The sequence below is a fragment of the Flavobacterium sp. JAS genome (assembly GCF_020991455.1).
In the GTDB taxonomy this organism is placed as follows: Bacteria; Bacteroidota; Bacteroidia; order Flavobacteriales; family Flavobacteriaceae; genus Flavobacterium.
Genome location: NZ_JAJMOX010000007.1, coordinates 162,533 through 175,988 on the forward strand (window position 1 = coordinate 162,533; position 13,456 = coordinate 175,988).

The 13,456-nt window shown below is 35.4% G+C and carries 9 protein-coding genes; 3 read left to right on the top strand and 6 right to left on the bottom strand.

The window, feature by feature from the left end; genetic code table 11:
• Positions 1 to 26: 26 nt before the first annotated feature.
• The 5 genes from LPB88_RS11940 to LPB88_RS11960 form a co-directional block, all read right to left on the bottom strand.
• Complete coding sequence (locus LPB88_RS11940; protein WP_230715807.1) at positions 27 to 2,042, bottom strand: trehalase family glycosidase; 2,016 nt, start codon at positions 2,040 to 2,042, stop codon at positions 27 to 29.
• A 136-nt stretch (positions 2,043 to 2,178) separates the two neighbouring features.
• Entirely contained in the window at positions 2,179 to 3,678 is a 1,500-nt protein-coding gene (locus LPB88_RS11945; RefSeq protein ID WP_230715809.1) for a RagB/SusD family nutrient uptake outer membrane protein, read from the bottom strand.
• Between the two features lie 23 nt (positions 3,679 to 3,701).
• On the bottom strand, positions 3,702 to 6,824 hold the full coding sequence (locus LPB88_RS11950) for a TonB-dependent receptor (RefSeq protein WP_230715811.1): 3,123 nt from the start codon (positions 6,822 to 6,824) through the stop codon (positions 3,702 to 3,704).
• Between the two features lie 158 nt (positions 6,825 to 6,982).
• Positions 6,983 to 8,536 (bottom strand): aldehyde dehydrogenase family protein, encoded by a 1,554-nt coding sequence (locus tag LPB88_RS11955; protein ID WP_230715813.1) that lies wholly within the window; start codon positions 8,534 to 8,536, stop codon positions 6,983 to 6,985.
• Between the two features lie 110 nt (positions 8,537 to 8,646).
• Positions 8,647 to 9,462, bottom strand: coding sequence for a DUF1338 domain-containing protein (locus tag LPB88_RS11960; RefSeq protein ID WP_230715815.1), 816 nt, complete (start codon positions 9,460 to 9,462; stop codon positions 8,647 to 8,649).
• A 186-nt stretch (positions 9,463 to 9,648) separates the two neighbouring features.
• On the opposite strand from LPB88_RS11960, the gene LPB88_RS11965 reads away from it, so the two are divergent.
• The 3 genes from LPB88_RS11965 (at position 9,649) to LPB88_RS11975 (ending at position 12,388) form a co-directional block, all read left to right on the top strand.
• A complete protein-coding gene (locus LPB88_RS11965; protein ID WP_230715817.1) occupies positions 9,649 to 10,119 on the top strand; it encodes an Lrp/AsnC family transcriptional regulator in 471 nt (156 codons plus the stop codon).
• 103 nt (positions 10,120 to 10,222) lie between these two features.
• Positions 10,223 to 10,657 (top strand): META domain-containing protein, encoded by a 435-nt coding sequence (locus LPB88_RS11970; RefSeq protein ID WP_230715819.1) that lies wholly within the window; start codon positions 10,223 to 10,225, stop codon positions 10,655 to 10,657.
• 1,176 nt (positions 10,658 to 11,833) lie between these two features.
• Positions 11,834 to 12,388, top strand: a complete 555-nt coding sequence (locus tag LPB88_RS11975; protein WP_230715821.1) for a phage tail protein — start codon at positions 11,834 to 11,836, stop codon at positions 12,386 to 12,388.
• On the opposite strand, the gene LPB88_RS11980 is transcribed toward LPB88_RS11975, so the two are convergent.
• Positions 12,389 to 13,408: a hypothetical protein gene (locus LPB88_RS11980; RefSeq protein WP_230715823.1), complete on the bottom strand. Its 1,020-nt coding sequence runs from the start codon at positions 13,406 to 13,408 to the stop codon at positions 12,389 to 12,391.
• Between the last annotated feature and the right edge of the window lie 48 nt (positions 13,409 to 13,456).

Sequence of the window (13,456 nt, forward strand, 5' to 3'; positions counted from 1 at the left end):
TTGTTGTGTTAATCAAATTTAGATAATTAGTTTAACTCTTTATCTTCTAAAAGCAGCATTAAATAATGAGAGGCTGACCAGCTAAAGTTAAAGGCTTCTAATCCTTTTCCAGTAACGGGCTGATAGTTTTCTCTAATTGATGTGCCTTTGTCTAAAACTCCCTGGGCATTATAAATTAGTTTGTGCGCTAATTCGTTTGCTTGGGTGTTGTAACCGTATTTCTCTAATCCGTTTATTCCAAAATAACTTTGATCCAACCAAACCGGTCCTCTCCAATAGCCGCCTTCGGGTTTGAATTTAGGATGATTTGCCGCCAATGTTGGTAAAGGAACAAAAGTGTTTAACGAATTTGTGTCCATCATATTTGCTTTGGCTGCTTTGGCTTGTTCCGATGTTGCTACTTCTGCCCAAATTGGCAAATATCCTTCGCAGCCCATTGCTTTTATCAATGTTTTTCCGTCGATTGTGGTGTCGTAAAACCAACCTGTTTGAGCGTCCCAAAACTGAGTTTGAATTTTAGCTTTTAAAGTTACACTTTGCTCTTTCCATTTTTTAGCTTCTTGGGTTAGTTTTAAAACGGCTGCCATTTTATTCAGATAGTTTTTCTCAGCAAATAAAAATGAGTTTAAATCAACACTTTCCTGATCTAATGAATAGGCTTTTTCTGCGTTTTTCAGGATTTTACTATCATCAAAACGAACGGCATTATCCATTCCGCTTTCCCATTTTGCTGCGATTACCGTTCCGTCTGTTGAGCCAAATTCGCATAAACCGTCCTGATCGTGATCACGCTCTTTGTACCACCAATTGTGATATAATTTCAGTTTTGGATAAAACTCTTTTAGGAAAGTAACGTCTTTTGTTTTTTCATAAATTTTCCAGATTGCCCAAGCTGCAAGCGGCGCTTTTGTATTTCGATAATTGTTTTCTTCCAGAAGATTATCTCTGTAGATACAATCCGGAATAAATCCGTTTGGTTCCTGATAATCGAATAAAGCACGCATTTGATTCTTTGCTAATTCCGAATCATAATTGGCTACAGCAACAGCATGTTTCCAACTGTCCCAAGCCCAAAAACCGTGAAACCATTCGTAGTTGTAACTCGGAAAAAGTCCGCCGTGTTTTAATCCTTCCGCTGCAATTCTGGTATTGTTTTGTAGTGTCAAAAGTAGTTTTGCAATCAAATCAGAATAAACGGCGTCTTTGTAAATGCTTTTCTTTTTGGCAATTAATTGTGCCAATTGTTTTTCTTTTTCTTTTTGTGTGTTGTTCAATAACGTGTTGAAGGCTGTTTTTGCTATTACTTCCTTTTCATTTTTCCATGAATACTGAGCAAAAATGAACGTTTGGGCAACTACAATTTCTTTAGTTTCATTTGGTTTTAATACCAATTTTTCTGTCTTTGCTTTATAACCTTGTTTTGTAATTTCGATTTCTGGATCGCTGTTCAAAAACTCAATATAACCTGTGGCCGTACTTCTCGTAGAAGTGATTTTTAAAGCTTTTCCTTCTTTAGACAATTGTAAATCGTCTAAAAAAATGTTTGAATCATACCAAGGAAAAAGTGTGATCGTTTTTCCTGATTTATTGGTAATACTTGTTTTTTGTAATGCCGAATGTCCTGATAAAAAAACTAATTGCTGTTTTATCGCTATTTTTTCATTTTTAAATTCTTGTTCTAAATGGCTGTTGTAGCTGTTTTGAGCAAGCAATGAAGTTTTCCAATTAATGGCTTCTTGTTTGTTTTCATCCTTTAGCTGCAGCGAAACAAACGATGGACTTAACCAAACGCCGTTTTGTTCTGTCATTAAAAATGGTCCTGAAAATCCTGCCTGAACTTCTGATGCGTCTAAGAATCCAAATGCAAACCATGCGCCTTTATCTGAGAATGCCAATGGTTTTCTGTCTGTCGCATTTGTTGGGTTTCCTTTGTAATTTATACTATTTTTGGCCGATTCTAAGTTTGGAAAACTCTTTTGAGACCAACCACATTGTACTATAATAAAGGATGCAAGAATGAAAAATATTTTCTTTTTGCCCATGTTATTTTGTTTTTATGATGTGTTTTTAATTAGATATCTGCCTGTTCTTCTTATGAACAAGATGATACCTTTAGATAAAAAAGAATAGCCCAAGAAATATAGGCTATTCTTTTTAAAATTAAAATCATTTACAGTATTAATTTGTTTGTAATTCTGTCAATGGAATTGGGTAAAAGTTGTTTTTTGACGCATCAAAACCAGTACGGCCAACGGCATCAAGCGCAGCTTTTGTTTTTCCCCAACGACGTAAATCATAAAAACGGTAGTTTTCAAGAGGGAATTCTAAGATTCTTTCGTGCTCGATTTGTGCTTTTACCTCAGCAGCAGTTGTTCCTGTCATTCCAGGCATATCTGCTCTTGCACGAACTTTGTCGATGTACGCAATCGCTTCTGCGCTACGTCCTAATTCGTTCAGTGTTTCGGCTTGCATCAACAATACATTGGCATATCTCATCAATGGAATATTGATTGCGGTAAACTCCTGATTCATTTTCTCCTGAGTACTTGGTATGTATCTGCGATAAACCGGTTTGTCTGTATCTCCAAATTTTTCATCGTAAGTTGTTCCTAAAACCAATGGGTTATTTGGATCATTAAAATAAGGATCTTTGAAGAAAATTGTGCTGTAAAGGCGTGTATCATAATTTCCTGTAGTGGCAATCTTTCCTTCTTTTTTGAATTCGTTTACAAGCATTGCACTCGGAAGAATTTCATCCCAACCTCCAAGTTCAGATGATGCCATCCAATAGTGAAGTGCATTGCGGTAGAATGCTCCATTTGCTGTGGTTTCTGAGAATTGCAATTCGAAGATAGATTCTTTAGTGTTTTTTGTAGTTCCGTCAAACATCGAAACATAATCTTTCACTAACTCGTATCCTTGTACTTTGTTAAGTGCAGTAAGGGCTTCATTTAAGAATGCTTGTTTTTGAGCTGTTTCTTCATAGGCTCTTGTCAAATAAGCAAATCCAAGGTAACTGTTTGCTGCTCCGCTTGTAGCACGACCTGTTTTATCCGAAGATTGTTTTGCAGGAAGTACATCGGCAACGGCTTTGAATTCTTTTGTAATAAAATCCCAAGCTGCTGCACGTGTTGCTAAGGGAACACTTAGATCACTTTCTTTAGTAACGTATTTGTCTCTAATGTAAATTTGATCCCAGTTCAAAAGCAATTTCATGTGATAATAGGCACGTAAGAAACGAGCTTCGGCTTCAATTTGTTTGCGGTCAGCATCGTTTAATGTTGCTGTGGGAACTTGTGGTAATTTATCAATTACCTGATTGGCATTACTGATTCCTCTGTAATTAATTTTCCAGTAACTGGTAAACTGGCTGTTTCCGTTTGTGTAGGTAAATGTGGAAAGTTCTACCCAGTTTTGGTAGTTCAAAGCGTCACTTCCTAATTCGTTTAAGTCTTCGCGATAAGCCTCAACCGGCCATTTAACTTCGGCGAAAGCCCATTCGTCAACGGCGCATTCTAATTGTGAATAGGTTGATGCCAGAGCAGATTCGGCATCGGCTTTATTTCTCCAGAAATTCTCTGAAGTAAGTTGGTCCGGAGATTGTTGGTCCAGATAATCACTACAACTTGTGATGCTAAACAGACCTATAGTGGATAATACTAAAAATATCTTTTTCATGATAATGTCTTTTTTAAATAGAATTAAAATATATACTGAACTCCAGATACAAATGATCTTGTAAATGGATATACAAAACGGTCAACACCTGTGTCAATTACTGAGGCACGTGAGAATTCAGGATCAATACCTGAATAATTGGTGATGGTAAACAAGTTCTCAACACTTACATAAAATCTAAGTTTGTCGATTTTTGCTTTTCCTAACATTTTGCTTGGAATAGTATATCCCAATTGTATTTGGCGCATTCTAATAAAATCTCCACTTTCAAGAAAACGATCAGATTCACGACTGTTTCCATTTGGGTCTTGCAATACTGCACGTGGTATATTACTGTGATTTTCCGGTGTCCATGAATTTAAAGTCGAAGCCAACATATTGGTTCCTGAATTCATAGATTCGTAGAAATATCTGTTTCCGTTGTATAATTTATTACCCCAGCCACTTCCAATCAAAGCAGAGAAATCAAAACCTTTATAACTTGCGCCTAAGCTAAGGTTCACTTCTAATTTTGGTAATCCTGTTCCTGCGTATGCTTTGTCATTTTCGTCAATAACTCCGTCTCCGTTCAAATCTTTGAAACGAATATCTCCGGGCTGAGCGTTTGGCTGTAATAAAACACCATTTTTACTGTGTGCATTTACTTCCTCTGCAGTTTGGAAAATACCATCTGTTTGATACAAATAAAATCCACTAATTGGACTTCCTACACGTGCCTGAGTCGGGAAATGTTCGTCTCCATATTTTAATCCTTCTCCGTAAATGGTTTGTCCTTGGTTTGCCAATTCTACTACTTTGTTTTTAAGAGTCGTAAAATTTAAACCTGCATTGTATTTGAATTCATTAACCTGATCGCGGTAATTTACTTCAAATTCGAATCCGCTGTTGCTGATTTTACCTACGTTAAGAACCGGATCGTCGATTCCTGCAGATGGAGCCAGTTTTTTGGTAATAAGCAAATTGTCAGTTACATTGTGGTAGTAGTTCATCGAACCGCTAATTTTTCCTTTTAAAAGGGTATAATCGATACCAATATTTTTAGAATCTGTAGTTTCCCATTGTAAATTTCTGTTTTCTAAAGCTGTTGCAATACTTCCCGGCCAAGGGTTGCTTCCAATTCCTTGTACATAACCATTTCCTAAAGAGTTACCCGTTTTAATCAAAGTATTTGCTGAGTAATAACCTAAAGCGGCTTCGTTACCCAATTGTCCCCAGCTTGCACGTAATTTTAAAGTAGAAAGAATCATATCTTTTGGGAAGAAATCTTCTTGCTCGATTTTCCATCCTAATGCAACAGATGGGAATGTTCCCCAACGACTGTCTTCTCCAAATTTAGACGAGCCATCTCTTCTAACGGTTACTTGCAATAAGTAACGATCATTGTAGGAGTAGTTTAACCTGCTAAAGAATGATACACGATTGTATTGAAATTTTGAACCATCGGCAGCGTAAGTTCCTCCTTTTCCTGCACCAATTGTTTCAAATCCAGGATCAAGGAACCCAGATGGACGGTCGATAGAAACCAATTGTCCGTTTTCTACAGTATAGTCTGTTGTTTTACCTTCTACACTAACCTGATTCCAGTTTGATGCCTGGCTATTAAAAGTATTACCAATCATTAATCCAAAAACATGTTTTCCAAAAGTTTTATCAACTGTGATGATATTGTCTAATATCTGCTCGTTCCAGGTTGTTCTCAATTCCGATTGCATCGGATAAAGATGAACTTCTTTTGGATTTGCAATAAACGGCGGGAAATGTGCTGTTTGCTGATTGTTTTTAACGCGGTAAGAATAGGCTAATTTGTATTTCAACCAAGGTGCAATATTTGTGGTTATGGCAATATTTGCGGTTAAATCTTGTCCTACGTCATTGCTTTTTCTAAAATGCTCTTCGGCAACGGGATTTGTTGCAGCCGGTAAACCGTTTTTATCTGCCAATCCATAACCGTATGGTTGTGTTTGGTCGTAAACCGGAACTAAAGGCGCCATTGTATAAACTTCTTTTAACTGGAAATTAGGCAATGCATTTTGTGTTCCTATATAGGCCATTTTTCCGTCTACGTCAAAAATAGATTTTTTGAAACTAACTCTTGCACTAGCGGTTTGCTGACCAAATTCATTATCAATTACAATTCCTTTTTGCTTTACGAAATTACCATATAAAGCAAATTTAAAATCACCTTGTCTTCCCTGAACTCCTAAACCGTAGTTTTGAGTAAATCCAGAACGGAAAACCTCATCCTGCCAATCTGTATTAACATCAGATGGAGCGGTAATATAAGCCGGAAGCGGTTTTGGTGAAGTGGCATATTTGTTGTACTCATCATACATTCTTTTATTCACAGTACGGTATCCGTCAGCGTCTAATAAATCTAATGTTTTTGATGGATTTGTAATGCTTAAAAAGGAGCTAAAATCTACTTTTACGCCTTCTTTTTGTCCATTTTTAGTAGTAACGATAATTACACCATTAGCAGCAACTGATCCGTAAATTGCAGCCGCAGCACCATCTTTAAGAACCTCCATAGATTCTATATTGGTTGGGTTAATGGTGTTAATAGATCCTTGAAATCCGTCAATGATATAAAGTGGCTCTGTAGCTCCAAAGGTATTTACCCCACGGATTTTTACGCTTACAGAAGCTCCTGCAACACCACCGCTTTTTTGCACATTTACCCCGGCAACTAAACCTTGAAGTGCCTCGGCCGGACTTGTTGTAGCTCTGGTTTCAAGACTTTCTTTTTTAACGGTTGAAATAGCTCCGGTAACGTTGCTCTTTTTCTGAGAACCGTAACCAATGATAACTACTTCATTGAGTTTATTGGTTTCTTCCTGCATAACCACATTAAATTCTGTGCGATTGTTTACAGCTTCGCTTTTTCCTATGAATCCCATATACGAGAAAACGATAACCGGGTCTACAAGACTTGAGGAATATACCAGGGTATAATTTCCATCAATGTCAGTTGCGGCATTGTACTTAGAGTCTTTGATAGAAATACTTACACCTGGGAGCGTATTATTTTTATCATCAGTAACTTTTCCTGAAATTGTTTTTTGTGCTTGTGCAAAGTTGATCCCTGGCAGCCACAAACATAACAGTAAAGGAATCAAATTTAGCTTCCTAACTAATAGTTTTTTCATTTTGGTAATGGTTTTTTGTTAATTAAAATTCTCGCTTTTTTTAGTTTTTTATTTGCATTGTGGCAATTTACCGGGTCAGTGGTGGTAAAACACTGACCAAATAAATTACGGTATTCTCCTTATGGTGACTTTGGTATAAGCTTCAGTTCTAGATCGGCTTATAAGTCAAATTTTATTCCTTGTGCTAATGGCAAACTCGTAGTGTAGTTAATTGTATTTGTTTGTCTTCGCATGTAAACTTTCCAGGCATCAGATCCGGATTCTCTACCTCCGCCTGTTTCTTTTTCTCCACCAAAAGCGCCTCCAATTTCAGCGCCTGATGTTCCGATATTTACGTTTGCAATACCGCAGTCAGAACCTGTAACAGATAAAAACAATTCGGCTTCTCTTAAATTATTTGTCATAATCGCTGAAGACAATCCTTGTCCTACACCGTTTTGAATTGCAATAGCATCCTCTACAGTTCCTGAATATTTTAATAAGTACAATACTGGGGCAAAAGTTTCGTGTTGTACAATTTCAAATGAGTTATCAGCTTCTGCAATGGCAGGTTTCACATAACAGCCGCTTTCGTAACCTTCTCCTGAGAGTACACCGCCTTCAACAAGGATTTTTCCTCCTTGGGCAACTACTTTTTCAAGAGCCTGGTTGTACATCTCAACAGCATGTTTGTCAATTAGCGGACCAACATGGTTTTTCTCGTCTAATGGGTTTCCGATGCGCAATTGTTTGTAGGCTGAAACTATTGCATCTTTAACTTTATCATAAATACTTTCGTGAATGATCAAACGACGTGTCGATGTACATCTTTGTCCTGCAGTTCCTACAGCTCCAAAAACAGCTCCAATAACTGTCATTTTAATATCTGCATCCGGCGTTACAATGATGGCATTGTTTCCACCTAATTCTAATAAAGAATTTCCTAAACGTCCAGCAACTACCTGCGCTACGATTTTACCCATACGAGTAGAACCTGTTGCCGAAATTAACGGAACACGTTTATCGCTTGTCAACAACTCTCCTATTTTGTAATCGCCATTGATAAGGCAAGAAATTCCTTCGGGAAGATTGTTCTCTTTGATAACCTCAGCGATAATATTCTGGCAGGCAATACCGCAAAGAGGTGTTTTCTCTGATGGTTTCCAAACACAAACATCTCCACAGATCCAAGCCAAAGCCGTATTCCAGGCCCAAACTGCAACCGGAAAGTTGAATGCCGAAATGATTCCAACAACTCCCAATGGATGATATTGCTCGTACATTCTGTGTCCAGGACGCTCAGAGTGCATGGTCAATCCGTGTAGCTGACGCGAAAGTCCTACTGCAAAATCACAGATATCGATCATTTCCTGAACTTCTCCGTAACCTTCCTGCAAGGATTTCCCCATTTCATAAGAAACCAGTTTACCTAAAGCTTCTTTGTTCTTGCGTAATTTTTCTCCAAACTGACGGACGATTTCTCCGCGTTGTGGCGCTGGCATTACTCTGAACTCTTTGAAAGCAGCCGTAGCTGATTCCATTACTTTTTCATAATCAGCAGCAGTCGAGGTTTTAATTTTTCCAATTAATTCTCCATCAACCGGAGAATAACTTTCTAAAATTTCTCCGGTTGAAAAATTGTTTAATCCCGTTGAAGTTCCTTCGTTAATTTCCTTTATTCCTAATTGATCTAAAGCTTCTTTAATTCCGAATCCTAATTCTGTTTCTGTCATTGCGACTTTTATTTATTTGTTATTCTGCTTTTATCAAAAAAACTAGACAATAGTTTGTACTCAGAAAAGCTTTTCTCTTGTCTTGTTTTTTCTGCAAAAAGTTGATTTTATTATTTAGTTTCCTGCAACTTTACATCTGTACTTTCAAAAATTTTATCAGCAGATGAAGCCACAAATCCTTGGTACAATTCTCCGTTTGACATTGGGTAACGAAGTGCAAATTCATAATAGCAAGATGGGATTTCGATAGCTCCTTCTTCAAAATCCACTACGTATAAATCAGCCAATGTGCTTGATTGTTCTAATAGTTGCTCTGGAGTTCCTTTGATTTTTCCACCAGATGCGTTTAGTTTCCATCCGCTTTCTTCAAGGAAGTTGTTTAATTCTTCTAATGTTTTAAATTCTTTTAAAGCATTAGTATTTATAGTGAAGTGATTGGCTCTAAAACCGTAAACGTACATCCAAGCTGCATATTCAGATTCTTCTAATAATGATTTGTAGATGGCTTGCGAGTTTCCTTTCCAAACAGAACCGCTTAAAACCAATTCAGGATCGTTGAATACATTTTGATCACAGCTGTTCAATATATTCTGTACTGTCTGCTGCAAATCAGCTGAGCATTTTTCTAATTCTAATTCAGAAATAAAAATTCTTGGAGCGCTTTTATCTGTTGCATGCTCATAATGTTTGGCATATAATTTTTTGGTTTCAAAATCATATTCCCCTTTTGCCTGATAACCAACATTCAAAAAAGGTTTTTCTAATACCTCAATATTAACACGTTTATCATTGAAAGTACGAATTGCGATATGGTCGTTCTGGATTTCTTCGCCTCTGTCTTCTAATAGTTCATGTATTTTTCTTGCAGATGGAGTAATATCAGCATATTGCTCCCATAGTTTCGTAAGTAATTGATCTTTATTCATTTTAGCTTTATAAATAGTGTGATTATGACACAAATCTATATATAATAGTGTTAATATAACATCATAAGGATTCGATTATTTACAACACGACATATTTTATGATAAATTTTGTATTTTTGACACTTTGAAAAGGAGTTTTAACAAAAGAATTGTCAAAATTGTAGAATTTTAAAAGGAACATTGACCATGGCAGCTACCAAGAAGAATGAAAATACTGACTATTTAGATCGTGAAATCATGCAAAAACTCAGTGAAAACGGGAGAATACCTTTTTCTGATTTGGCAAAAGAATTAAACATATCTAATTCACTGGTACATTTAAGAGTTAAAAAATTACAAGAAGCTGGAATAATTAACGGTTTTTCTGTAAAGCTAAATGCCAAAGAACTCGGTTTTGAAACTATTACTTACACTGGGATCGTTACTAAAGAAGCTCGTTATTCTTATTCTATTGCCGAAAAACTAAAAGAAATTCCAGAAGTAATAGAATGCCACTGGGTCTCAGGGAAATATGCTTTATTTATAAAAATTGTATCGGTAAACAACGAGGAACTTCGCAAGATTCTATACGAACAAATTCATCAGATTGAAGGTGTTGGAAGCACAGATTCGTTTTTCTCCTTTGGTGCTGCCTTTGAGAAGAATCTGCCAGTTTAGATTTTTAGAAGCAAGATTTCAGAGGCAAGATTAGATTTAATCTTCATTTTATTGCCCAAATTCTGATAAAAATTATTAAATTTATGTTCTAAAACCTATTTTTATGAAAAATTACATCTTACTATTTGTTGCTGTTTTAGCACTGTCATTTAATTCTTGTTGTACAACCAAAGGTACCGCAAATGCTTCTGCTCTTTACAATACAAGTTGGGAGTTAGAATATATTTCTGGTCCGCGTATTGCTTTTGGTGGTTTATTTCCTGATAAAAAACCATTTATCAAGTTTGACCAAAGTAAAAATGAAGTTTCAGGAAATGCAGGCTGTAACGGATATAGTGCTCCTTATACTTTAAAAGGAAATTCTCTTACTTTTGGAGAACAAGGCCCAACGACAATGATGTATTGCGAAGGTGGCGGCGAACAAACATTTACACAAACAATTAGAACAATCGATTCGTATTCTATTGATAAAGACGGAAAACTGAATTTATTGGTAAAAGATGTTCCAATGATGAGATTTAAAAAAGTAGCTAAATAAGTAAAAGCTATTTCATCTATACAAAAAAGGATTCTTCAACTGGGGAATCCTTTTTTTATATGTAAAGAGATTATTAAAGTAAGAATATACTCTAAAAAAGCAGATAATATTATAGCTTTTTTTTTCTGCCATCAAAAGATATTTAATTTTAAAACTGATTCAAAAACAAAATAAACAGGCAAAAGATAAAAATAAATCTAATGGTTAAAGCTATTTGCGCTGTTCATATTGCACATTCATTTAAAGATGCAAATGGCCCCTTACATATACAACTTATGCTAAAGAAATTCTCACCAGAACAAGGATTTAGCCCAACTATACTTGGTTTTAAAGGTTTGGGTATATTGGGTAGCGCTTTATCTATCGAGGATATAACTCAGGGATCCAACTCAGGGTATGAGTACTTTTGAATCATTAGCAAGCTAAAATTAGGCAAGAATTTATATCATTGATCAATCTGTAATTAAATTAAGAATTAACTATGGGGAATAAAAAATTAAATATTTACAAATAGCGCCTGATAACCAACCTTTAATATCGTCGTATTTTATATCAAAATAACTTAAAAGCACTAACCCTCATGGTAAAGATTTAAATCGATTATATCTTTTTTTAGAGACTCAAGTTAGATTTCATTTCCCCTGCTTTTAACACAATCACTTAAACTAAAACAACAACACTTTTAAAAAACTCTGTTTTTCAGATAGTTATATCGTATTTTTTCCTACATTTATTATCTCAAGTCAACAAAGTATACTTCACTATAAGCCTACAAAGATATCCCTCCTTCTAAATATTTCGATAAAGTCTCTGTATTTTGATTGAAAAAAATAAACTTATTCAGAAATAATCGATCAAAATTAATGTGACACTAAAAAACGATTCTATGACAAGAAAAAACGGTTCTATGTCATATTATCCAGATTTTATGTGTTGGATATCTAATTTTAAAAACTCAAAAGAAAATGATAGTGCCAGAATGTTGCTAAAAAGATTGCTCTATCTGACACACAATAAATTAATACAAAGCTCTTAAAAACAGGTAAAAACACCTGCTACTGAGACAGTTATATAAAGTACTTTAGCATTATATTAACAATAATACCTATTTCAAATTAAATATTGTAAATCATTAACAGATCTATTTTTAACATTAACCAATTAAACTAAAAAATTATGGAAGAATTTATTGGAATCGTAAAACTTTTTGCAGGGAATTTTGCACCTAGAGGCTGGGCTTTTTGTAACGGACAAATATTGTCTATTGCACAAAATACAGCATTATTCTCAATCTTAGGTACTACTTATGGTGGTAATGGCCAAACAACTTTTGCCTTACCGAACCTTCAAGGCGCTGTAGCTATCGGACAAGGAAATGGAGGTGGAAGTTCTTATGTACTGGGAGAAACTGCAGGTACAACAAATGTTTCTATTTTAACAAGCAACATGCCTGCTCACGTACATACAGGACCAGGTAAAATATCTGTAAGTGCTGCAAATGCTACAGATTCAACACCTGTCACTAATGCATCAATTGCTGTACCAGGATCAGTTGTGTCAAGAGCTTTTACTCCAACATTAGGATATACAACTGCAACTCCAAGTGTGGATTTATTAAGTAATGTTACAACCGGGCAAACTGGTAATAACATTCCTATATCAATAATGCAGCCCTATTTGGCAATGTCATATATCATTTGTTTAGAAGGTATTTTCCCTTCTAGAAATTAATCAATTAAGAGCGGATTTTACATTGTAAGACCATTTTGGCATATCGCTAAAGTCGTATAAGAATTGAATTTCAGAATATTCTGTTAGACTGTATATAGAAGCTACACAATAAGGGTTTGTAATATAGGACTCAGCCGTTTTTAATTCAATGTCTTCAAATATCCTGATTTCAGTAAAAATACACACATCTGGATGATTACTAAAATCATCAGGCAGCTTATAAAAGTCACTTTTAAAATTTAAAAACTGACTTTCAGTGCCAAAAAGTTCTTTGTTTATTGTAAATAATCTATCAACAAATACACTATGAGGATAGGGCTGCAATTCGTCGCGGCCCTTAACCTTGTCATTGACATTTTTAAGCGATGGCTCATAATCAAAAAAAGTATAAGCAAGATCGATCCTGATCTCTTCTGGAATTAAAATCCCATGAGAGGGTAATTGTGAAACAATATTTTGAGTAATAGCTACTTGTGGTTCCCGGGTAAGGGCGTAATGCATCGTTTCGGAAATTGCCAAATCAATTGTAAAACCTTGAGGTTTAGTATAAGTGATGGCATCAGTTTCTACTAACTGTATTGAATAGTCATTAAGGCCAACAACAGCTAAAATTTGTTGTACAGATTCTATTGAAGATGTATTAATATCTAATAAAATGGCTTTAATTCTATCTTTATTAAACAACGGAAGTAAAGGAAGAATTAAAGTTGCATAAGGGCCGCAACCGGCATAAAGTATATTAATGCTTCTCTCTGGGAAATCGGTGCACAATTTTATCAAAGCTTTATAAACGCCTTTTATGAAATAAACAGTCCGTAAATAATCGTCAACACAATCTGCAGCTCCAGAACTTGATAAAGCAATACCTCCTTTAACATGGATTTCGTTGTTTTCAAAATGGTTAATTGTTGCTATTTTTTCATAAAATTCTGAAAGATTCCGGGCACATTTTATGTGTTCATCAACAGTATTTGAGGTAATGATAGATTGAACAATAATTACAAGCTCTTGTTTATACATGATATTCCATTTTAGTTAAGGCTTTTTAAGTTTAGAACTAAAACAAAT

What these genes read in the sequence shown, in the direction of transcription:
- LPB88_RS11955 (WP_230715813.1), bottom strand. Translation starts at nt 8,536, where the DNA reads ATGACAGAAACAGAATTAGGATTCGGAATTAAAGAAGCTTTAGATCAA.
- LPB88_RS11945 (WP_230715809.1), bottom strand. Translation starts at nt 3,678, where the DNA reads ATGAAAAAGATATTTTTAGTATTATCCACTATAGGTCTGTTTAGCATC.
- LPB88_RS11975 (WP_230715821.1), top strand. Translation starts at nt 11,834, where the DNA reads ATGGAAGAATTTATTGGAATCGTAAAACTTTTTGCAGGGAATTTTGCA.
- LPB88_RS11940 (WP_230715807.1), bottom strand. Translation starts at nt 2,042, where the DNA reads ATGGGCAAAAAGAAAATATTTTTCATTCTTGCATCCTTTATTATAGTA.
- LPB88_RS11970 (WP_230715819.1), top strand. Translation starts at nt 10,223, where the DNA reads ATGAAAAATTACATCTTACTATTTGTTGCTGTTTTAGCACTGTCATTT.
- LPB88_RS11960 (WP_230715815.1), bottom strand. Translation starts at nt 9,462, where the DNA reads ATGAATAAAGATCAATTACTTACGAAACTATGGGAGCAATATGCTGAT.
- LPB88_RS11980 (WP_230715823.1), bottom strand. Translation starts at nt 13,408, where the DNA reads ATGTATAAACAAGAGCTTGTAATTATTGTTCAATCTATCATTACCTCA.
- LPB88_RS11950 (WP_230715811.1), bottom strand. Translation starts at nt 6,824, where the DNA reads ATGAAAAAACTATTAGTTAGGAAGCTAAATTTGATTCCTTTACTGTTA.
- LPB88_RS11965 (WP_230715817.1), top strand. Translation starts at nt 9,649, where the DNA reads ATGGCAGCTACCAAGAAGAATGAAAATACTGACTATTTAGATCGTGAA.